This window comes from Pseudomonas sp. E1MeOHC2, assembly GCF_058745025.1.
Window position 1 is genome coordinate 2407442 of record NZ_CP196675.1, and the last position, 20712, is coordinate 2428153.

A 20712-nucleotide genomic window follows, 5' to 3' on the forward strand; every position below is an offset into this window, starting at 1 on the left:
GCGCGAGGTTGCACATGCCATCAGCCGATTCTGTCTTCGACTACGTGGTCGTAGGCGCCGGTCCCGCCGGGTGCCTGCTGGCCAATCGCTTGTCCGCCGACCCTTCCTGCCGCGTGCTGCTGCTGGAAGCGGGTGGCCGTGACAACTATCCCTGGATCCACATCCCCGTCGGCTACCTCTACTGCATTGGCAACCCGCGCACCGACTGGTGCTTCAAGACCGAGGCGCAACATGGCCTGGGCGGGCGTAGCCTGGGTTATCCACGGGGCAAGGTGCTTGGCGGTTGTTCCTCGATCAACGGCATGATCTACATGCGCGGCCAGGCGGCCGACTATGACCACTGGGCCGAGCAAGGTAACCCAGGCTGGGCCTGGAAGGACGTACTGCCACTGTTCAAAGCCAGCGAAAACCACTTTGCCGGTGACAGCGAGCACCATGGCGCTGCCGGTGAATGGCGGGTCGAGCGCCAGCGTTACAGCTGGCCGATTCTCGACGCGTTCCGCGATGCGGCCGAGCAAAGTGGCATCGCCAAGGTCGACGACTTCAACACCGGTGACAACCAGGGCTGTGGATACTTTCAGGTCAACCAGCGCAGCGGTGTGCGCTGGAATGCCTCCAAGGCGTTTCTGCGGCCCGTGCTCAGCCGGCCGAACCTGACCGTGCTGACCGGCGTGGAAGTCGATCAGGTGTTGCTCAACAACACCCGTGCCCGTGCGGTAAAAGCCCGCTGGCAAGGTGCCTGGCATGAGTTCGCTGCACGTCGCGAGATTATTCTGTGCGCGGGTGCCGTAGGCTCGCCGGGCATCCTCCAACGTTCGGGCATCGGCCCACGCAAGCTGCTGGAAGACCTGGGGATTGGCGTACGGCATGACATGCCCGGCGTCGGCGGCAACCTGCAGGACCACCTGCAATTGCGCCTGATCTACCAGATTCGCAACACTCGCACCCTTAACCAGATGGCCAACAGCCTGTGGGGCAAGATGGGCATGGGCCTGCGTTATCTCTATGACCGCAGCGGCCCGCTGGCCATGGCGCCGAGCCAGCTGGGCGCCTTTGTGCGCTCCAGCCCCGAGCATGCCACCGCCAACCTGCAGTACCACGTGCAGCCCTTGTCGCTGGAGCGGTTCGGCGAGCCGTTGCACCGCTTCCCGGCATTCACCGCATCGGTGTGCAACCTGCGCCCGGTCAGCCGCGGGCGCATCGATATCCGCGCTGCAGATATGCACAGCGCCCCACTGATCGACCCCAACTACCTCAGCGACCCACAGGACTTGCGTGTCGCCGCCGACGCCATCCGTATGACCCGGCGCATTGTCCAGGCCCCTGCCCTTGCGGCTTTCGCCCCACAGGAATACCTGCCGGGCGCTGCCCTGCAAAGCGAAGAAGACTTGTTCGAGGCTGCAGGCAAGATCGGCACCACCATCTTCCACCCTGTGGGTACCTGCCGCATGGGCAGTGGCCCGCTGGATGTTGTGGATAACCAACTGCGGGTGCATGGCATACCCGGCCTGCGGGTGGCGGATGCCTCGATCATGCCGCAGATCACCTCCGGCAATACCTGTTCACCCACGCTGATGATCGCCGAGAAGGCCGCGCAACTTATCCTCAGAGGAGCTGCAACCCAGACCTACCTAAACGAAGACGCAATACCGACGCCCTGACCCGGGTGCGTGCAACACCGGCAGCTTGCGGTCGGAGGCTGCCGACAGTGGAACAAAAAGAATAATCACTGTGGCCTGTGGGCCGAGGACAGCAACGATGTCGGATTACATCCAAGAGCAGGGTGCGACGGCCAGCAGCTCCAGCCGTCGTGAAGAACGAAAGATCATTTTCGCGTCATCCCTCGGGACAGTTTTCGAGTGGTATGACTTTTTTCTCTATGGCGCGCTGGCGGCGGTCATCAGCAAGCAGTTCTTTGCTGGGGTCAACGACACCACGGCCTTCATCTTTGCGCTGATGGCCTTCGCTGCGGGCTTTTTGGTCCGCCCTTTTGGTGCGCTGGTGTTTGGCCGGTTAGGCGACATGATCGGGCGCAAGTACACCTTCCTGGTGACCATCGTGCTGATGGGCCTTTCGACCTTTGCCGTTGGCCTGCTGCCCACGTATGCCAGCATTGGTATCGCGGCGCCGATCATCCTGGTGATCCTGCGCATGCTGCAAGGCTTGGCGCTGGGGGGCGAGTACGGCGGCGCGGCAACCTACGTGGCCGAGCATGCGCCACCCGGTAAGCGCGGGTTCCATACCGGTTTCATTCAATCCACCGCCACGCTCGGGCTGCTGCTGTCGTTGCTGGTCGTGTTGGGTAGCCGTTACATCAGTGGTGACCAGTTCGAAACCTGGGGCTGGCGCCTGCCGTTCCTGCTGTCGATCTTCTTGCTGGCGATCTCCACCTGGATCCGCATGAGCATGCACGAGTCGCCGGCCTTCGTGAAAATGAAGGCTCAGGGCAAGATCAGCAAATCGCCGATCCGTGAATCGTTCACCTCCTGGCCGAACCTCAAGGTGGTGCTCACTGCCCTGTTCAGCATCAACGCCGGCCAGGCCGTAACCTTCTACACCGCGCAGTTCTACGTGCTGTTCTTCATGACCCAGATGCTCAAGATGGACCCCGCCCAGGCCAACACGTTGCTGATCATCAGTGTGGTGATCGGCGCGCCGTTCTTCGTGTTCTTCGGTTGGCTGTCGGACCGCATCGGGCGTAAGCCGATTTTGATGGTCGGCCTGCTGCTGGCGACCGTGCTGTACTTCCCGCTGTTCAAGGCGCTCAGCCATTACGCCAACCCGCAGATCGACGCAGCCAGCCGCCAGGCGCCGATCGTTGTGACCGCCGACCCGCAGGGCTGCACCTTCCAGTTCGACCCGGTTGGCAAGGCGCGTTTCGACAGCCCGTGCGACAAGGTTAAGACGTTCCTGGTCAAGCAGGGGCTGCCTTACAGCTCGGTGAGCGTGGCGGGCAGCGAGGTGGTGGTCAACATCGGCGACAAGAGCATCAATGGCTTCGACGAGGCTGCCATGCGCTCGGCGATCGAGCAGGCGGGGTACCCAGCCAAGGCTGACCCTGGGCAGGTCAACCAAGTGATGGTGGTGGTGCTGATCGTGGCCATGATCCTGATCGCGACCATGACGTATGGCCCGCTGGCAGCGGTGATGGTCGAGCTGTTCCCGACCCGTATCCGCTATACCTCGATGTCCCTGCCCTATCACATCGGCAACGGCTGGTTTGGGGGCTTCCTGCCGACGGTGTCGTTCGCGCTGGTGGTGTATACCGGGGATATTTTCTATGGGCTGTGGTACCCGGTGCTGGTCACCGGCATCAGCTTGGTAGTGGGTATCTTCTGCCTGAAAGAAACCAAGGATGTGGATATCGACAAGGTCTGACGAGCCCTAGGCTCACCCACAAAAAAACCGGCTTAAGCGCCGGTTTTTTTATGCCTCTGAAAAACTTATGCACGTTTTTCGCAAATCTGTCATGTGAAGAAATAAACAGCTAATTCAATCACTTACTGCATACTTCAAACAGGTGTCGGAAAAATTGCTCACAAGTTATCCACAGATCGTCAGGCAATCTGCTCCTGCGGTTTTTCGTCCACCGGCGGCAGCGAACCCAGGGCCCTTTGCGTGGCCTCGTTCCAGGCGGCGGCGCGGTCATTGAGCTCGGCAATTGCACGAGGACCGGTGCCGTTGGCATACATCGGTTCACCGATCACCACCTCGATGGTGCCCGCACGCTTGCCCCAGCCAGCCTTGGGCCAGAACTTGCCGGCGTTGTGCGCGATCGGCAGCACCGGCAGCCCGGCGTTCACCGCCAATGCGGTACCACCGCGGGAGAACTTGCCGACCGTCCCAAACGGCACACGCGTACCTTCCGGGAAGATCAGCACCCACACACCCTGCTTGAGCAGCTCGTCACCCTTGCTGGCCACATGGCGCAGGGCTTCCTTGGGGTTGTCGCGGTTGATTGCGATGGGCCGCAGCATGGCCATGGCCCAACCGAAGAACGGCACGTACAGCAGCTCGCGCTTGAGCACCTGGCTGAGCGGCGAGAAGTACTGGGAAAGGAAGAAGGTCTCCCAGGTGCTCTGATGGTTGGACAGGATCACGCACGGCTCACTCGGCACGTTCTCGGCGCCGGTGATCTTGTAATTGATGCCCAGGATGGTGCGGGTCAAAAATAACGCGCAACGGCACCAGTACACGTTGATGAACGTGTAACGCTTGGGGAACGACAAGAATGGCGCGACAAAGAAGCTCAGGGAGCACCACAGCAGCGAACTGGTGCCCAGCAGCAGGTAAAAAAGAAAGATTCTGATCGCCTGCAGGATCGACATAGTGGCATGTACCGTTGCGGGGCTTGCCCGCCTCAGAAAATGCGCCCGAAGGCGCACCGTTTAAATTAGTTCTCTGGCGATAGCTGCCAGATCGTCGAAAATCAGTGTAGTTTCAGGGACGCCTTTTTCCAGGGTCCGCTCGCCCTTGCCGGTTTTGACCAGCACGGGCTGTGCACCGACGGCCAGGGCGGCCTGAAGGTCCCCTTGGCTGTCGCCGACGAACCATACGCCGCTCAGGTCGGCGTGGTAATGGTCGGCAATTGCCTGCAGCATGCCTGGCTTGGGCTTGCGGCAAGCGCAGCCCTCGTCCGGCCCATGCGGGCAATACACGATATGGCCCACTTCGCCGCCCTGCTCGGCCACCAACGCACGCAGGCGCGCGTGCATGGCCTCGAGGGTATCCAGCGAGTAATAGCCGCGGGCGATGCCGGACTGGTTGGTGGCCACGGCCACCGTCCAGCCCGCCTTGCTCAACTGCGCGATGGCCTCGACCGAGCCGGGAATGGGGACCCACTCCTCCAGCGACTTGATGTAGGCGTCGGAGTCGTAGTTGATCACCCCGTCACGATCGAGAATCAGCAGTTTCAAGGCTTACCCCAGCAGCGAGATGTCGGCCACACCCAGGAACAGACCGCGCAGGCGGCTGAGCAGGGCATAACGGTTGGCGCGGACCTTGGCGTCCTCGGCATTGACCATCACCGCCTCGAAGAAGGCGTCGACCGGGTCACGCAGGGCCGCCAGGCGGGCCAGCGACTCGCTGTACTGACGTGCAGCGGCCATCGGTTGCACGGCCTGGTCGGCCTGCTGGATGGCCGAGTACAGGGAGAACTCGTTGGCGTTGTCGAAGTACTTGGGCTCGACCTGTTCGGCGATGGCGCCTTCGGCTTTGCTCAACAGGTTCGACACACGCTTGTTCACCGCAGCCAGGGCTTCGGCTTCCGGCAGTTTGCGGAAGGCCTGCACCGCCTGCACGCGCTGGTCGAAGTCCAGGGCAGAACCCGGCTTCAGGGCACGCACCGACAGGTAGGTGGCAACGTCGATGCCTTCGTCTTCGTAGCGCGCACGCAGGCGATCGAAGATGAACTCCAGCACCTGCTCGGCAAGGCCAGGGGCCTTGACCTTGGCACCGAACTGTTTGACCGCGAACTCGGCGGCACCGGTCAGGTCCAGGTCCAGTTGCTTCTCGATCAGGATGCGCAGAATGCCGAGCGCGGCGCGGCGCAGGGCGTACGGGTCTTTGCTGCCGGTAGGCAGCATGCCGATGCCGAAGATGCCGACCAGGGTGTCGAGCTTGTCGGCGATCGCCACGGCAGCACCGGTAACGGTCTCTGGCAACTCAGCGCCAGCGCCGCGTGGCATGTACTGCTCGTTCAGGGCCATGGCGACGTCTTGCGGCTCGCCATCGTTGAGCGCGTAGTAGTAACCGGCAACGCCCTGCATTTCAGGGAATTCGCCGACCATCTCGGTGGCCAGGTCGCACTTGGACAGCAGGCCGGCACGCGCGGCGCGCTGGGCGTCGCCGCCAATCAGCGGGGCAATGAACGCGGCCAGCCTGGAAACGCGCTCGGCCTTGTCGTAGACGGTGCCCAGTTGAGCCTGGAACACCACGTTCTTGAGGCGCTCGTTGAAGGTTTCCAGCGGCTGCTTCTTGTCTTGCTTGAAGAAGAACTCGGCGTCGGTCAGGCGTGGGCGCACGACCTTTTCGTTGCCTTCGATGATCTGCTTCGGGTCACGGCTTTCGACGTTGGCCACGGTGATGAAGCGCGGCAGCAACTTGCCTTCGCTGTCCAGCAGGCAGAAGTACTTCTGGTTGTCCTGCATGGTGGTGATCAGGGCTTCTTGCGGCACGTCGAGGAAACGCTCCTCGAACGAGCACACCAGCGGCACCGGCCATTCGACCAGGGCGGTCACTTCGTCCAGCAACGCCGGCGGCACGATGGCACTGCCTTCCTGCTGCAGGGCCAGTTCTGCGGTGCGTTTGGCGATCAGCTCACGGCGCTCGGCGAAGTCGGCCAGCACGTAGGCTTTGCGCAGGTCTTCGACGTAGTTGGCCGGGGTGGTGATGACCACGTTCTCCGGGTGATGGAAGCGGTGGCCACGGGACTCACGGCCAGCCTGCTGGGCGAGGATGGTGCAATCGACGACCTGGTCGCCGAGCAGCATCACCAGCCACTGGGTCGGGCGCACGAACTCTTCGCGGCTGGCGCCCCAGCGCATGCGCTTGGGGATCGGCAGGTCGTTGAGCGAGTCTTCGACGATGGTCGGCAGCAGGCTGGTAGTGGACTTGCCCGGGATGTGCTGGGAGAAACGCAGCTTGGCGCCGCTCTGGTCGATTTCCGACAGCTCTACACCGCACTTCTTGGCAAAGCCCAAGGCAGCTTGGGTCGGCTCACCGTCTTTGAAAGCAGCCTGCAAGGGCGGGCCGTCGATGTTGATGCTGCGGTCAGGCTGCTGCACGTCGAGCTGGCGAATCAGTACCGCCAGGCGACGCGGTGCGGCGTATACCGACTTGCTGGCGTAGTTCAGGCCAGCGGCCTGCAGGCCTTTCTCGATACCAGCCAGGAAGGCGTCGCCCAGGCTGGCGAGGGCCTTGGGTGGCAGCTCTTCGGTGCCCAGTTCTACCAGGAAATCTTGAGCACTCATTGTGCAGCCTCCAGCTTAGCCAACACTTCGTCACGCAGTTCAGGGGTGGCCATCGGGAAGCCCAGGCGTGCGCGGGCTTGCAGATAGCTTTGCGCCACGTCCCGGGCCAGGGTACGTACGCGCAGGATGTAACGCTGGCGCTCGGTCACCGAAATAGCGCGGCGCGCGTCGAGCAGGTTGAAGGTGTGCGAGGCCTTCAGGACCATTTCGTAAGTCGGCAGCGGCAGGTCCAGCTTGATCAGGCGGTTGGCTTCGCTTTCGTAGAAGTCGAACAGCTCGAACAGTTTCTCGACGTTGGCGTGCTCGAAGTTGTAGGTCGACTGCTCCACTTCGTTCTGGTGGAACACATCGCCGTAGGTAACCTTGCCGAACGGGCCATCGGCCCAGACCAGGTCGTAGACCGAGTCGACACCCTGGATGTACATGGCCAGGCGCTCCAGGCCATAGGTGATTTCACCGGTGACCGGGTAGCACTCGATGCCGCCCACTTGCTGGAAGTAGGTGAACTGGGTCACCTCCATGCCGTTGAGCCAGATTTCCCAGCCCAGGCCCCAGGCGCCAAGGGTCGGCGATTCCCAGTTGTCTTCGACGAAACGGATATCGTGGACCAGCGGATCCAGGCCAATGGCTTTCAGCGAGCCGAGGTACAGCTCCTGGAAGTTGGCCGGGTTCGGCTTGAGCACTACCTGGAACTGGTAGTAGTGCTGCAGGCGGTTTGGGTTTTCGCCATACCGCCCGTCGGCAGGGCGACGGCTAGGCTGCACGTAGGCGGCGTTCCAGGTCTCTGGGCCGACGGCGCGCAGGAACGTGGCGGTATGGAAAGTGCCGGCGCCTACTTCCATATCGTAGGGCTGAAGCACCACACAACCTTGAGCTGCCCAGTAGTTCTGCAGGGCGAGGATCAGGTCTTGGAAGGTACGCACGGCTGGCGTAGGCTGGCTCACGAAATTCACCTGTATCTGGGGATGCGGATGTAAAGAGCGGGAGTATAACCTGATTCGCCTCGCCCTCTACTCATTGGAGCCTTATGCCACGCTGCTTTTGGTGTACCGACGATCCGTTGTACCAGGCCTACCATGACCAGGAATGGGGAGCACCGCAGCGTGATCCGGCGTTGCTGTTCGAGATGCTTTTGCTCGAAGGGTTCCAAGCGGGACTTTCATGGATCACGGTTTTGCGTAAACGCGAGCGTTATCGCGAGGTCATGCACGGCTTCGATCCGGTGAAATTGGCGCAGATGAGCGATGAACGGATCGAAGAATTGATGCTCGACGCCGGCATTATCCGTAACCGCCTTAAGCTCAAGGCTGCCCGGCGCAACGCCCAGGCCTGGCTGGCTGTGGATAACCCGGCCGAGTGGCTCTGGTCGTTCGTGGGCGGCGCGCCCAAGGTCAACCATTTCACGGGCCGCAGCGATGTGCCGGCGGTCACCGATGAGGCCAAGGCGATGAGCAAAGCCCTGCAAAAAGCCGGCTTCACCTTTGTTGGCCCGACCATCTGCTACGCCTTCATGCAGGCCACCGGCATGGTCATGGACCACACCACCGATTGTGATCGCTACGCCGCCTTGGCGCGTTGAAGGGTTACAATGCGCGCCTTGCTGAAATAAGGAATTCGCCTGTGGAAAAGTTCAAGGGCGCCCTGATGGTCGGGGTGCTTCGACTGTTCGCCAAGCTGCCCTGGGGCGCGGTGCAGCGCGTCGGTGCCGGGATCGGCTGGCTGATGTGGAAAATCCCCAACGGTTCGCGCAACGTCGTGCGTATCAACCTGGCCAAGTGCTTCCCGGAGATGGACCCGGCCGAGCGTGAGCAATTGGTCGGCCACGCGCTGAGAGATATCGGCAAGTCCTTTGTCGAGAGTGCCTGTGCCTGGATCTGGCCGCCGCAGCGTTCGCTGGAGCTGGTCAAGGAAGTGCACGGCCTGGAAGTGCTGGAGCAGGCCCTGGCCTCGGGCAAGGGCGTAGTGGGTATCACTAGCCACCTGGGTAATTGGGAGGTGCTTAACCACTTCTATTGCAACCAGTGCAAACCGATCATCTTCTACCGTCCGCCGAAGCTGAAAGCTGTGGATGATTTGCTGCGTGAACAGCGCGTGCAGATGGGCAACCGGGTGGCGCCTTCGACCAAGGAAGGCATCCTCAGTGTGATCAAGGAAGTGCGCCGCGGTGGCCAGGTGGGGATTCCTGCCGACCCGGAGCCGGCAGAGTCGGCCGGGGTGTTCGTGCCGTTTCTGGGGACCCAGGCGCTGACCAGCAAGTTCGTGCCGAACATGTTGGCCGGTGGCAAGGCGGTGGGGGTGTTCCTGCATGCCCTGCGGCTGCCGGATGGGTCTGGGTTCCGGGTGATTCTGGAGGCGGCGCCGGAGGCGATGTACAGCACGGATGTGACTGAGTCGGCGGCGGCCATGAGCAAGGTGGTCGAGCGGTATGTGCGCGAGTACCCGAGCCAGTACATGTGGAGCATGAAGCGCTTCAAGAAGCGGCCCGCCGGCGAAGCGCGCTGGTACTGAGTCTTTCACCATTTCCCTGTGGGAGCGGGCTTGCCCGCGAAGAAGGCACCGCGGAACATGGCACCGGCTTTGCCGGTGTTCGCGGGCAAGCCCGCTCCCACAGGGGCGGCGTCAGCTTGAAGTTTTGTTGAGCTTCTTGAGGAACACCGCCATCTCTTTCTCGGCCTGCTTGTCCCCATGGGCCTGCGCCGCCACGATCCCGTCCTCCCAGGCCTGGCGCGCCGCCGCCACATCACCCTGCAACTGATACGCCTTACCCAGCAACTTCCAAGCCGCCGAATACTTCGGATCCTGCTCCACGCAGCGCGCCAGGTGCACCGCCGCTTCAGCGCCATTGCCCTCGTCCAGCCAAGCCTTGCCCAGGCCGAACCTCAGCAGCGGGTTATCCACACCCTTGGCCAGCATCTTCTCCAGCGATTCGCGCATGCCCTCTTCCCCTAGAAGAAACTCAAGCCGACGTGGAACAGCTTCTCCACATCCCGAATGTGCTTTTTATCCACAACGAACAGAATCACGTGGTCACCCGACGCGATCATCGTGTCGTCGTGGGCAATCATCACCTCTTCGTCGCGAATGATCGCGCCGATGGTGGTGCCTGGCGGCAGGGCAATGTCTTCGATGGCCTTGCCAACTACCTTGCTCGACTTCGAATCGCCGTGCGCCACGGCCTCGATAGCCTCGGCGGCGCCGCGGCGCAGGGAGTGGACGCTGACGATATCGCCACGTCGCACGTGGGCCAGCAACGTGCCGATGGTGGCCAACTGGGGGCTGATGGCGATGTCGATTTCACCACCCTGCACCAGGTCGACATAGGCCGGGTTGTTGATGATGGTCATCACCTTGCGTGCGCCCAGGCGCTTGGCCAACAGCGACGACATGATGTTGGCCTCATCGTCGTTGGTCAGGGCCAGGAAAATGTCGGCGTCGGCGATGTTCTCTTCGAGCATCAAGTCCTTGTCCGACGCACTGCCCTGCAGCACCACGGTGCTTTCCAGGGTATCGGAGAGGTGACGGCAACGCGCCGGGTTCATCTCGATGATCTTCACCTGATAGCGGCTTTCGATGGCCTCCGCCAGGCGCTCGCCGATCTGCCCGCCACCGGCGATGACCACGCGTTTGTTGGTCTCGTCGATGCGCCGCAGCTCGCCCATCACGGCGCGAATGTCTTTTTTCGCGGCGATGAAAAACACTTCGTCATCGGCTTCGATCACGGTGTCGCCGCGTGGGGTGATCGGCCGATCACGGCGGAAAATTGCTGCCACGCGGGTATCGACGTTGGGCATGTGCGCGCGAATCTGGCGCAGTTGCTGGCCCACCAGCGGGCCGCCGTAGTACGCCTTGACCGCCACCAGCTGCGCCTTGCCTTCGGCGAAGTCGATCACCTGCAGTGAGCCTGGGTGCTCGATCAGGCGCTTGATGTAGTTGGTCACCACCTGTTCGGGGCTGATCAGCACGTCCACCGGGATGTGGTCGTTGTGGAACAGCTCTTCGCGGGTGAGGTAGGCCGATTCACGTACCCGGGCGATCTTGGTCGGGGTGTGGAACAGTGAGTAGGCGACCTGGCAGGCCACCATATTGGTCTCGTCACTGTTGGTCACCGCCACCAGCATGTCGGCGTCATCGGCGCCGGCCTGGCGCAGCACCGTTGGCAGCGAGCCGCGGCCTTGCACCGTGCGGATGTCCAGGCGGTCGCCGAGGTCGCGCAGGCGCTCGCCGTCGGTGTCGACCACGGTGATGTCGTTGGCCTCGCTGGCCAGGTGTTCTGCCAGCGTACCGCCCACCTGCCCTGCGCCGAGGATGATGATCTTCATCCGCTACTCCCTAACCGTTGTGCTTATCCGCGTGACGCGGCGATCTTGATCAGCTTGGCATAGTAGAAACCGTCGTGGCCGCCTTCCTGGGCCAGCAACTGGCGGCCATGTGGCTGGCGCAGGCCGGCCTCGGTGGCCAGGTCCAGCTCACGGGCGCCCGGGGTGCGGGCGAGGAAGGCCTCGATCACCTCGGTGTTCTCGGTCGGCAAGCTGGAACAGGTGGCATACAGCAGCATGCCGCCCACTTCCAGGGTCGGCCACAGGGCATCGAGCAACTCGCCTTGCAGCGTGGCCAGGGCCGGGATGTCGTCGGCCTGACGGGTCAGCTTGATGTCCGGGTGGCGGCGGATCACACCGGTGGCCGAGCACGGGGCGTCGAGCAGGATGCGTTGGAACGTTTTGCCGTCCCACCAGCTGGCGGTGTCGCGTGCATCGCAGGCGATCAGTTCGGCGTCCAGTTGCAGGCGATCGAGGTTCTCGCGCACGCGGGTCAGGCGCTTGGCCTCAAGGTCAATGGCCACCACATGCGCCAGGCCGGCCTCGGCTTCGAGCAGGTGGCAGGTCTTGCCACCTGGGGCGCAGCAGGCGTCGAGCACGCGTTGGCCGGGGGCCAGGTCGAGCAGGTCGGCGCAAAGCTGCGCGGCTTCGTCCTGCACGCTCACCCAACCCTCGGCAAAGCCAGGCAGGCTGCGCACATCGCAGGCCTCATTCAGCACGATGCCGTCACGGCTGTACTGGCAAGCGCTGGCGCCAACGCCGGCCTCAGCCAGCAAGGCCAGGTAGGCCTCGCGGCTGTGGCGGCGGCGGTTGACCCGCAAAATCATTGGCGGGTGGGCGTTGTTGGCGGCGCAGATGGCTTCCCATTGCTCGGGCCAGAAGGCCTTCAGCGATTTTTGCAGCCAGCGCGGGTGGGCAGTGCGCACCACCGGGTCGCGCTCCATGCCGGCGAGCAGCGCTTCGCCTTCGCGTTGGGCGCGACGCAGCACGGCATTGAGCAAGCCCTTGGCCCACGACTTTTTCAGTTTATCGGCACAGCCAACGGTTTCGCCGATGGCGGCGTGCGCCGGGATGCGCGTGTAGAACAGCTGGTACAGGCCGACCAGCAGCAGCGCTTGCACATCGGCATCGGCGGCTTTGAACGGCTTTTGCAGCAACTGCGCGGCGAGCAGGTCGAGGCGCGGCTGCCAGCGGGCGGTGCCGAAGGCCAGGTCCTGGGTCAGGCCACGGTCGCGTTCGTCGACCTTGTCCAGTTGCGCCGGCAACGAGCTGTTCAGCGAGGCCTTGCCGCTGAGCACAGCGGCCAAGGCACGGGCGGCGGCCAGGCGTGGGTTCATTGGCCGAGCACCTTGCCGTTGGCGAACTTCTCGCGGCGGCTGTTGAACAGGTCGCTGAAGTTCAGGGCCTTGCCGCCCGGCAGTTGCAGGCGGGTCAGGCTCAATGCCTGGTCACCGCAGGCGACCACCAGGCCCTCCTTGCTGGCAGACAGGATTTCGCCAGGGGCGCCGTTGCCTGTGGACAACTTGGCGGCCAGCACCTTCACGCTTTCGCCGTCCAGGGTGCTGTGGCACACCGGCCACGGGTTGAAGGCACGGACCAGGCGCTCCAGCTCTACCGCTGGGCGGCTCCAGTCGATGCGCGCTTCGTCTTTGTTCAGCTTGTGAGCATAGGTGGCCAGGGCGTCGTCCTGGATTTCACCCTGCAGCGAGCCGTCGGCAAGGCCGGCGATGGCCTGTATGACCGCAGGTGGGCCCATTTCGGCGAGGCGGTCGTGCAGGGTGCCGCCGGTGTCTTCGGCGCTGATTGGGGTGACTACCTTGAGCAGCATCGGGCCGGTGTCCAGGCCTGCTTCCATGCGCATCACGGTCACGCCGCTCTCGGCGTCGCCGGCTTCCACGGCGCGCTGGATCGGCGCTGCACCGCGCCAGCGTGGCAGCAGCGAGGCGTGGCTGTTGATGCAGCCCAGACGCGGGATATCCAGCACCACCTGCGGCAGGATCAGGCCATAGGCGACCACCACCATCAGGTCCGGCTTCAGCGCGGCCAGTTCGGCCTGGGCATCGGCGTTACGCAGGGTTTGCGGCTGGAACACCGGGATGTCATGGGCCACGGCCAGTGCTTTGACCGCACTTGGCATCAGCTTCTGGCCACGGCCTGCTGGGCGGTCCGGCTGGGTGTAGACGGCCACGATCTCATAGGGGCTGTCGAGCAGTGCCTTGAGGTGTTCGGCGGCAAACTCTGGAGTGCCTGCGAAGACGATGCGCATGGAGTTCTCGCTGCAAAAAAGAAAAAGGCTTGCCGGAGCAAGCCTTCTGGAAGGTGGGGATCAGGCTTGCTGGCGGTGCTGCTTTTCCAGCTTCTTCTTGATCCGGTCGCGTTTGAGCGTGGACAGGTAGTCGACGAACAGCTTGCCGTTGAGGTGATCGAATTCGTGCTGCACGCACACGGCCAGCAGGCCTTCGGCTTCGAGCTCGAACGGCTTGCCGTCGCGGTCCTGGGCTTTGACGCGCACCCGCAGTGGGCGGTCGACGTTTTCGTAGAAGCCAGGTACCGACAGGCAACCTTCCTGGTACTGGCCCATGTCGTGGGTCAGTTCCTCGACGACGGGGTTGATGAAGACCCGTGGCTCGCTGCGGTCTTCGCTCAGGTCCATCACCACAACCTGCTTGTGGACGTTGACCTGGGTCGCCGCCAGGCCGATGCCAGGCGCTTCATACATGGTTTCAAACATGTCGTCGATCAGCTGGCTCAGGGCGTCGTCGAACACCGTCACCGGTTTGGCGAGGGTGCGCAGGCGCGGGTCCGGGAATTCGAGAATGTTCAAGATGGCCATAAGGTCGGGCAGTCACTGTGCGTTCGGTTGAAAACTGAGCACACATAATAAAGGTAATCGGGGGATTCGGCACCTGGCAAAGCTCGGCTAGGGTTTTAACGGACGGCTTATCACCCATTTGATGGACAGGTTGTCAAAGCGTTATCAACACAGTTATCCACAGGTTGTGCCACGTCGATGGCCCTGTTTCGATCAAGGATGATCTTTATGCCAATGCACCATTCGTCGCCTTGTGCGCCTGCCGAACTGGAAGCGCGGTTGCGCCTGCACCGCCTGCCGGAGACAGGATTGCGCCGTTTTCACAGCCTGCTGCAAGCCTTTGGCAGCGCGTCATCGGCGCTCAGCGCGCCAGCCGCCGCCTGGCGGGCACTGGGCTTACCACAGGCCAGCATCGATGCCCGGCGCAGTGCCGAAGTGCGTGACGGCGCATTGGCTGCGATGGCCTGGTTAGAGCGTCCCGGCCAGCATTTACTGATGTGGGACAGCCCTGGCTACCCTGCTCTGCTGGCAGAAATCGACGACCCACCGCCGCTGCTTTTCGTCGCCGGCGACCCCGCGTTGCTTGAAAAGCCACAGCTGGCAATTGTGGGCAGCAGGCGTGCTTCACCCCCCGCGCTCGACACCGCCAGGGCATTTTCCCGCTACCTGACGCAGGCCGGTTTCACCATCACCAGTGGTCTTGCTCTGGGTATCGACGGTGCCGCTCATCGGGCCGCTCTGCAGGCTGGAGGGAGCACGATTGGGGTGCTTGGAACGGGGTTGCAAAAACTTTATCCACAGCGCCATCGCGAGCTTGCCCAGGCTATGATCGACAGCGGTAGCGCGCTGGTTTCCGAGTACCCCCTGGATGCCGGGCCGCTGCCGGGCAACTTCCCACGGCGTAATCGCATCATCAGTGGCTTGTCGCTGGGCGTGCTGGTGGTCGAGGCGAGCCTGGCCAGTGGCTCGTTGATCACGGCGCGCCTGGCGGCCGAGCAGGGCCGCGAGGTGTATGCCATCCCTGGCTCCATCCACCACCCAGGCGCCAAAGGCTGTCATCAACTGATCCGTGACGGGGCGCTACTGGTGGAGAGCGTGGGGCAGATACTGGAAAGCCTGCGGGGCTGGCAGAATTTGCCTCCGGCCGTGGTGGAAACGCTCGATCATCCCCTGCTCGCCTTGCTGCATGCCGCGCCACAGACGACCGAGAGCCTGGCCCACTGCAGCGAACAGCCATTGGCCCAGGTGATGGCGCAGCTCACCGAACTGGAGCTCGAAGGGCGGGTCAGCAATGAAGCCGGGCGTTGGTTTGCCCGCGCGGGCTAAGTACACTGCTCACAAGCAAGGTTTATAGGTGGAGAGACAGCAATGGTGAGCAGTTTTCGTGTGCAACAAGCCGCACGTGAGATCCGGGCGGGTGCGGTGATCGCCTACCCGACGGAAGCGGTCTGGGGCCTGGGCTGCGACCCGTGGAACGAGGACGCGGTGTATCGCCTGCTGGCGCTCAAGTCGCGGCCTGTGGATAAAGGGCTGATCCTGATCGCCGACAATATCCGCCAGTTCGACTTTTTGTTCGAGGATTTTCCTGAAGACTGGATCGACCGCATGGGCAGCACCTGGCCGGGGCCGAATACCTGGCTGGTGCCGCACCAGGACTTGTTGCCGGAGTGGGTGACGGGGCAGCACGACACGGTGGCGCTGCGGGTCAGTGACCATCCACAGGTGCGTGAACTGTGCGCGCTGGTCGGGCCGCTGATTTCCACCTCCTGCAACCCAGGCGGCCGCCCGGCTGCCAAGACCCGGTTACGGGTGGAGCAGTACTTCCATGGGCAGTTGGATATGGTGCTGGGTGGGGCGTTGGGCGGGCGGAAGAACCCGAGTGTGATTCGCAACCTGGCGACTGGCGAAGTCGTTCGCCCGGGCTAAATTGCCAAGCGCCGATACCCCTCCTTGTGGGAGCGGGCTTGCCCCGCGAAGAGGCCAGCCCAGGCGGCCAGTGTGTATGGCCAGGGCTTCGCCCTGGTTCGCGGGGCAAGCCCGCTCCCACAGTTGGATGAGTCGCCTGGAATTTCTCTGATCCTTACCCAAATGGCTGACCCTTCCTCCATTTGGGAAACCTCCTACTCCTCCCGACCTAATCCGTCACCTTCCCTGCAGGAACCCCTGCCTCTAGCTTGCTCGGTATGCGTCGCATGGGCGGCGCGGGTTCGTCTCGCCAGGAAGAGACGTCGCACATCGGCGGGAGCATTGGGAAGAATGCCGCTATTCGAGAATGCCGAATACCTGATAAGGGCGAATCTGGAGCAGCTTGCGTCCAACCATCGGGTCCGAGTGGTGGAAATAGGTAGGTTTACCGCAGCTCAGTTCGAAGCGATCAACAGGCAGAAAGAAGGGCAGGATTTGCCCTTGCTGAAGGAGCCGGGCATCGTCTTTATTGGCAGCCATGCGTACCGTTCCCGGGTGGTGCGAGATGGATACACCATTGATGACATGGTTCTGCAAATCAAGGCAGCACTGGCGGCGACATCAATCTGGAAAAGCGCCACGCACATGACCGCCCTTCGCAGCACAATTGGCCGAAACGATGGCTATGGCAATGAAGTCTTTGATGAGGCGATTTTTGAACTGACGGCTCGTAAGCCCAAGGCAGAGCTCTATTCCATTGTCCCCAAAGGAGATAGAAACAAGCCCAAAAAATAAAGGCCGCTTACGCGGCCAAAGGGTAAGGATGCGCTCGCCCGGATAACTTGAAACTCAACCGGCGCACCAGCACAACCTCGTAGTGAAGGCTACGCTTGCGAATCTAGTGGGTCAAGCTGGTGCTTGTTTGCATGACATGCGGCGCTGCCCACTGCCTCAAACGTCCCGAGACAAAATTTTCGTCGTGGTGAGTCGGCTAGTCTTCAGAAGCACCGGCGTCGGGGTTTTCTGATTTTTCCGCGAACGGCTGTTCAGTCTGCGGCTTGGGAAATATCTTACGAGTCGCGTCGCCTGCCATCACCTTCTCAGTGGGAACCTCTGCCCTTAGGCTTCATCCGTCGCCGAATAACTTGGCGATCGGGTGTGGTAACCCGGGTTCAGAGTGATCTTGGCAGTCCATGGCGGCTGTTCGCAGGAGGCTTCGTGCCTGCTGGGTTTTAGATCTCTCACCCGGTTTACCACCCTGCGTACAGCTGCCACCCATTCGTGTGGTAACGACTGGGTGGGGCCATGAAGCGAGATCTAATGATGAATAAAATTGTTCCAGATCCACCCCTACCCTGCACCTCCACCCGCTCCTTCGGCCGCTGCGACGCCGGCCATGACCCGCTCTTCACCGTCAACCCGAACATTTCCGCCGAGGACGCTCTTGTCCACGTAGCCCTGTACCTGCGCAGCGCCTACGAAACCGGCTACAAAGCCCTGGACTACATGCGCGAAGAAGGCCGTGGCATGTTCTGGTCGAACCTGCATGCGATTGAAATGGCAGAGGGTGTGATTGAGGCGATACTCGATGGCATCGAGTCGACCCCACAGCCGCAGAAGAAAGTGTGAGGGCTGACAGGTGTCTGCCTTGAGGGTTCTAGCGCCTGTGAAATCGAGCGCCGCGCGGGCGGCGCTCGATTTCACAGGCGCTGAAACTCTCAAGGCAAGCACCTGGCCGCCCTGATGCAATCCCGTGCCTACATCAAGGCAACAAAACAGTCGACCCCACCGTCCGCCGCGCCGACAACTCAGCCTGTGCCTTGGCCGCCTCACTCAGCGGATACCGCTGCTGGATATCCACAATCAGCTTGCCGCTGGCAATCATCGCAAACAGGTCATCGGCCATGACCTGGGTGTTCTCGGCATTGTTGGCATAACTCGCCAGGGTCGGCCGGGTGACATACAGCGAGCCCTTCTGCGCCAGAATCCCCAGGTTAACCCCGCTCACCGCGCCTGAAGCATTGCCAAAGCTCACCATCAACCCGCGCGGCTGCAGGCAATCCAGCGAGGTCAGCCAGGTATCGGCGCCCACACCGTCATATACCACCGGGCACTTTTTGCCGTCGGTCAGCTCCAGCACACGCTTGGCCACGTCTTCGCGGCTGTAGTCGATGGTTTCCCACGCCCCCAGCGCCTTCGCCCGCTCGGCCTTCTCAGCGGAGCTGACGGTACCGATCAACTTTGCACCCAGCGCCTTGGCCCATTGGCAGGCCAGCGAACCCACGCCACCGGCAGCGGCATGGAACAGGATCACGTCGCCCGGCTGCACCGCGTAGGTCTGCTTGAGCAGGTACTGCACGGTCAGGCCTTTGAGCATAACCGCCGCCGCCTGTTCGTAGCTGATGTTGTCAGGCAGCTTGACCAGGTTGGCCTCGGGCAGCGTGTGCACCTCGCTGTAGGCACCCAGCGGGCCGCCGGCATGGGCAACGCGGTCACCAACCTTCAGGCGCGTGACGCCCTCGCCCACCGCTTCGACCACACCAGCGGCCTCGGTGCCCAGCCCGGAGGGCAAGGACGGCGGTGCGTACAAGCCGCTGCGGAAATAGGTGTCGATGAAGTTCAGGCCGATCGCATGGTTACGCACGCGAACTTGCTGAGGCCCAGGCGGGGCGGGTTCGAACTCTACAAGCTGCAGCACTTCTGGGCCGCCATGCTGGCTGAACTGGATACGCTTGGCCATCTCGCACTCCTGTTGTCGGGATTGGTAACAGCCCTCTATCGGACGCCTTTGCTTGATCGCCGTCAACTGCGACGCGTCAGCCGCCGGTGGTATGCTACGCGGCGAATTCTTCTCTGCCCGCTCCAGGTGACCCGATGACCAGCCGCACCGAGGCCGTGAAAGCCTACCTGCTCGACCTGCAAGACCGCATCTGCTCCGCCCTTGAAACCGAGGACGGCGGCGCCCGCTTCGTCGAGGACGCCTGGACGCGTGAAGCCGGTGGCGGGGGGCGTACGCGGGTGATCGGAGAGGGCAAGGTGATCGAAAAAGGTGGGGTCAACTTCTCCCACGTGTTCGGCGCCGGCCTGCCGCCCTCGGCCAGTGCCCACCGACCCGAACTGGCGGGCCGTGGCTTCGAGGCCCTGGGTGTGTCGCTGGTGATCCACCCGCACAACCCACATGTACCAACCTCCCACGCCAATGTGCGCTTCTTCATCGCCGAAAAAGAGGGCGAAGAGGCGGTGTGGTGGTTCGGCGGCGGCTTCGACCTGACCCCGTACTACGGCAATGAAGAAGACTGCATCCACTGGCACCGCGTGGCCGAGCAGGCCTGCGCGCCGTTCGGCGCCGATGTGTACCCGCGCTACAAAGCCTGGTGCGACCGATACTTCCACCTCAAGCACCGTGGCGAGCCTCGCGGCATCGGCGGGTTGTTCTTCGACGACCTGAACGAGTGGGACTTCGACACCTGCTTCGCCTTCATCCGTGCCATTGGCGATGCCTATGTCCAGGCCTACCTGCCGATCGTCCAGCGCCGCAAGGACACGCCCTACACCGCCGAGCAGCGCGAGTTCCAAGAGTACCGTCGCGGCCGCTACGTGGAGTTCAACCTGGTCTATGACCGTGGCACCTTGTTCGGCCTGCAATCGGGTGGCCGTACCGAGTCGATCCTCATGTCGCTGCCACCGCAGGTACGCTGGGGGTACGATTGGAAGGCCGCGCCCGGCAGCGAAGAAGCGCGCCTGACCGAGTACTTCCTGCAAGATCGCGACTGGCTCGCCCAGTAAAGCCTGTGGATAACCGAGGAGCCCCCAATGGACCAGTACGTCGTTTTCGGTAACCCCATCGGCCACAGCAAGTCGCCGCTGATCCATCGCCTGTTCGCCGAACAGACCGGCCAGGACCTGGAATACACCACCCTGCTGGCGCCGTTGGACGAGTTCAGCGATTGCGCCCGTGGCTTCTTCAAGCAGGGCAGTGGCGGCAATGTCACCGTGCCATTCAAGGAAGAAGCCTACCGCCTGTGCGACAGCCTGACCCCGCGTGCCCAGCGGGCGGGGGCGGTGAATACCTTGAGCAAGCTGGCCGACGGCACGCTGCAGGGGGACAACACCGACGGTGCTGGGCTGGTGCGCGACCTGACCGTGAACGCGGGGGTGGAGTTGGCGGGCAAGCGTATCCTCATCCTGGGCGCCGGTGGCGCGGTGCGTGGGGTGCTGGAGCCGATCCTGGCGCACGATCCGCAGTCGTTGGTGATCGCCAACCGCACCGTGGAGAAGGCCGAGCAGCTGGCGCGAGAATTCGATGACATGGGGCCGGTGGTGGCCAGCGGCTTTGCTTGGTTGCAAGAGCCGGTGGACGTGATCATCAATGCCACCTCGGCGAGCCTGGCGGGCGAAATGCCGCCGATTGCCGACAGCTTGGTCGAGCCTGGGCGCACGATTTGCTACGACATGATGTATGGCAAGGAACCGACGCCGTTTTGCCAGTGGGCTACCAACCTTGGCGCGGCCAAGGTGTTGGATGGGCTGGGGATGCTGGCTGAGCAGGCGGCTGAAGCCTTCTTTATCTGGCGTGGCGTGAGGCCGGATACGACGCCGGTGTTGGCTGAACTGCGCCGGCAGCTCGCTCGGGGTTGACGCCGTCGGGGCCGCTTCGCGGCCCATCGCAGCGGTTCGGCGCACCGACAAGCCAGCTCCTACAAGTACA

At 62.8% G+C, this 20712-nt stretch carries 20 protein-coding genes; 10 read left to right on the forward strand and 10 right to left on the reverse strand.

The window, feature by feature from the left end; genetic code table 11:
* Positions 1-14: 14 nt before the first annotated feature.
* A complete protein-coding gene (locus tag ACSSU5_RS10775) occupies positions 15-1661 on the forward strand; it encodes a GMC family oxidoreductase (RefSeq protein WP_492561134.1) in 1647 nt (548 codons plus the stop codon).
* Positions 1662-1758: 97 nt separating this feature from the next.
* Positions 1759-3378 (forward strand): MFS transporter, encoded by a 1620-nt coding sequence (locus ACSSU5_RS10780; protein WP_264310914.1) that lies wholly within the window; start codon positions 1759-1761, stop codon positions 3376-3378.
* 179 nt (positions 3379-3557) lie between these two features.
* On the opposite strand, the gene ACSSU5_RS10785 is transcribed toward ACSSU5_RS10780, so the two are convergent.
* Genes ACSSU5_RS10785 through glyQ form a run of 4 tightly spaced genes read right to left on the reverse strand, consistent with a single transcriptional unit; the run spans position 3558 to position 7915 of the window.
* Positions 3558-4328 carry a lysophospholipid acyltransferase family protein gene (locus tag ACSSU5_RS10785; RefSeq protein ID WP_264310913.1) on the reverse strand — a complete coding sequence of 257 codons (771 nt, stop codon included), beginning with the start codon at positions 4326-4328 and terminating at the stop codon, positions 3558-3560.
* A gap of 60 nt (positions 4329-4388) precedes the next feature.
* Positions 4389-4916, reverse strand: coding sequence for a D-glycero-beta-D-manno-heptose 1,7-bisphosphate 7-phosphatase (gene gmhB / locus ACSSU5_RS10790; RefSeq protein ID WP_264310912.1), 528 nt, complete (start codon positions 4914-4916; stop codon positions 4389-4391).
* A 3-nt stretch (positions 4917-4919) separates the two neighbouring features.
* Positions 4920-6971: a glycine--tRNA ligase subunit beta gene (gene glyS, locus ACSSU5_RS10795; RefSeq protein WP_492561135.1), complete on the reverse strand. Its 2052-nt coding sequence runs from the start codon at positions 6969-6971 to the stop codon at positions 4920-4922.
* Positions 6968-7915 carry a glycine--tRNA ligase subunit alpha gene (glyQ, locus tag ACSSU5_RS10800; RefSeq protein ID WP_012312032.1) on the reverse strand — a complete coding sequence of 316 codons (948 nt, stop codon included), beginning with the start codon at positions 7913-7915 and terminating at the stop codon, positions 6968-6970. The genes glyS and glyQ overlap by 4 nt, the downstream gene beginning before the upstream one ends.
* Positions 7916-7998: 83 nt before the next feature.
* On the opposite strand from glyQ, the gene ACSSU5_RS10805 reads away from it, so the two are divergent.
* Entirely contained in the window at positions 7999-8550 is a 552-nt protein-coding gene (locus tag ACSSU5_RS10805; protein WP_264310910.1) for a DNA-3-methyladenine glycosylase I, read from the forward strand.
* 41 nt (positions 8551-8591) lie between these two features.
* Positions 8592-9479 (forward strand): lysophospholipid acyltransferase, encoded by an 888-nt coding sequence (locus ACSSU5_RS10810; RefSeq protein ID WP_492561136.1) that lies wholly within the window; start codon positions 8592-8594, stop codon positions 9477-9479.
* A 111-nt stretch (positions 9480-9590) separates the two neighbouring features.
* Here the strand turns inward: ACSSU5_RS10810 and ACSSU5_RS10815 are convergent, their stop codons facing one another.
* Genes ACSSU5_RS10815 through def form a run of 5 tightly spaced genes read right to left on the reverse strand, consistent with a single transcriptional unit; the run spans position 9591 to position 14120 of the window.
* The gene (locus ACSSU5_RS10815) at positions 9591-9905 is read right to left on the reverse strand and encodes a tetratricopeptide repeat protein (RefSeq protein WP_492561137.1); all 315 of its coding nucleotides are present in this window, start codon (positions 9903-9905) and stop codon (positions 9591-9593) included.
* A gap of 11 nt (positions 9906-9916) precedes the next feature.
* Positions 9917-11290, reverse strand: a complete 1374-nt coding sequence (trkA, locus tag ACSSU5_RS10820; protein ID WP_033702460.1) for a Trk system potassium transporter TrkA — start codon at positions 11288-11290, stop codon at positions 9917-9919.
* Between the two features lie 23 nt (positions 11291-11313).
* On the reverse strand, positions 11314-12624 hold the full coding sequence (gene rsmB, locus ACSSU5_RS10825) for a 16S rRNA (cytosine(967)-C(5))-methyltransferase RsmB (protein WP_492561138.1): 1311 nt from the start codon (positions 12622-12624) through the stop codon (positions 11314-11316).
* Complete coding sequence (fmt, locus tag ACSSU5_RS10830) at positions 12621-13553, reverse strand: methionyl-tRNA formyltransferase (protein ID WP_264310906.1); 933 nt, start codon at positions 13551-13553, stop codon at positions 12621-12623. The genes rsmB and fmt overlap by 4 nt, the downstream gene beginning before the upstream one ends.
* Positions 13554-13613: 60 nt before the next feature.
* Positions 13614-14120 (reverse strand): peptide deformylase, encoded by a 507-nt coding sequence (gene def, locus ACSSU5_RS10835; protein ID WP_027592047.1) that lies wholly within the window; start codon positions 14118-14120, stop codon positions 13614-13616.
* A gap of 207 nt (positions 14121-14327) precedes the next feature.
* Here def and dprA point away from each other — a divergent pair, with 207 nt between their 5' ends.
* The 4 genes from dprA (at position 14328) to ACSSU5_RS10855 (ending at position 17633) form a co-directional block, all read left to right on the forward strand.
* Entirely contained in the window at positions 14328-15425 is a 1098-nt protein-coding gene (gene dprA, locus ACSSU5_RS10840) for a DNA-processing protein DprA (protein WP_264310905.1), read from the forward strand.
* Between the two features lie 42 nt (positions 15426-15467).
* Positions 15468-16025 carry an L-threonylcarbamoyladenylate synthase type 1 TsaC gene (gene tsaC, locus ACSSU5_RS10845; RefSeq protein WP_043198577.1) on the forward strand — a complete coding sequence of 186 codons (558 nt, stop codon included), beginning with the start codon at positions 15468-15470 and terminating at the stop codon, positions 16023-16025.
* A gap of 330 nt (positions 16026-16355) precedes the next feature.
* The gene (locus ACSSU5_RS10850) at positions 16356-16799 is read left to right on the forward strand and encodes a hypothetical protein (protein WP_238209893.1); all 444 of its coding nucleotides are present in this window, start codon (positions 16356-16358) and stop codon (positions 16797-16799) included.
* 525 nt (positions 16800-17324) lie between these two features.
* On the forward strand, positions 17325-17633 hold the full coding sequence (locus ACSSU5_RS10855) for a hypothetical protein (protein ID WP_492561139.1): 309 nt from the start codon (positions 17325-17327) through the stop codon (positions 17631-17633).
* A 133-nt stretch (positions 17634-17766) separates the two neighbouring features.
* Here ACSSU5_RS10855 and ACSSU5_RS10860 read toward each other — a convergent pair whose 3' ends face one another.
* Positions 17767-18744: an NADPH:quinone reductase gene (locus ACSSU5_RS10860; RefSeq protein WP_492561140.1), complete on the reverse strand. Its 978-nt coding sequence runs from the start codon at positions 18742-18744 to the stop codon at positions 17767-17769.
* 134 nt (positions 18745-18878) lie between these two features.
* On the opposite strand from ACSSU5_RS10860, the gene hemF reads away from it, so the two are divergent.
* Together hemF and aroE are read left to right on the forward strand one after the other, a co-directional pair.
* Complete coding sequence (gene hemF / locus ACSSU5_RS10865) at positions 18879-19790, forward strand: oxygen-dependent coproporphyrinogen oxidase (RefSeq protein WP_264310900.1); 912 nt, start codon at positions 18879-18881, stop codon at positions 19788-19790.
* Positions 19791-19817: 27 nt separating this feature from the next.
* Entirely contained in the window at positions 19818-20642 is an 825-nt protein-coding gene (gene aroE, locus ACSSU5_RS10870; protein WP_492561141.1) for a shikimate dehydrogenase, read from the forward strand.
* Positions 20643-20712 lie beyond the last annotated feature (70 nt).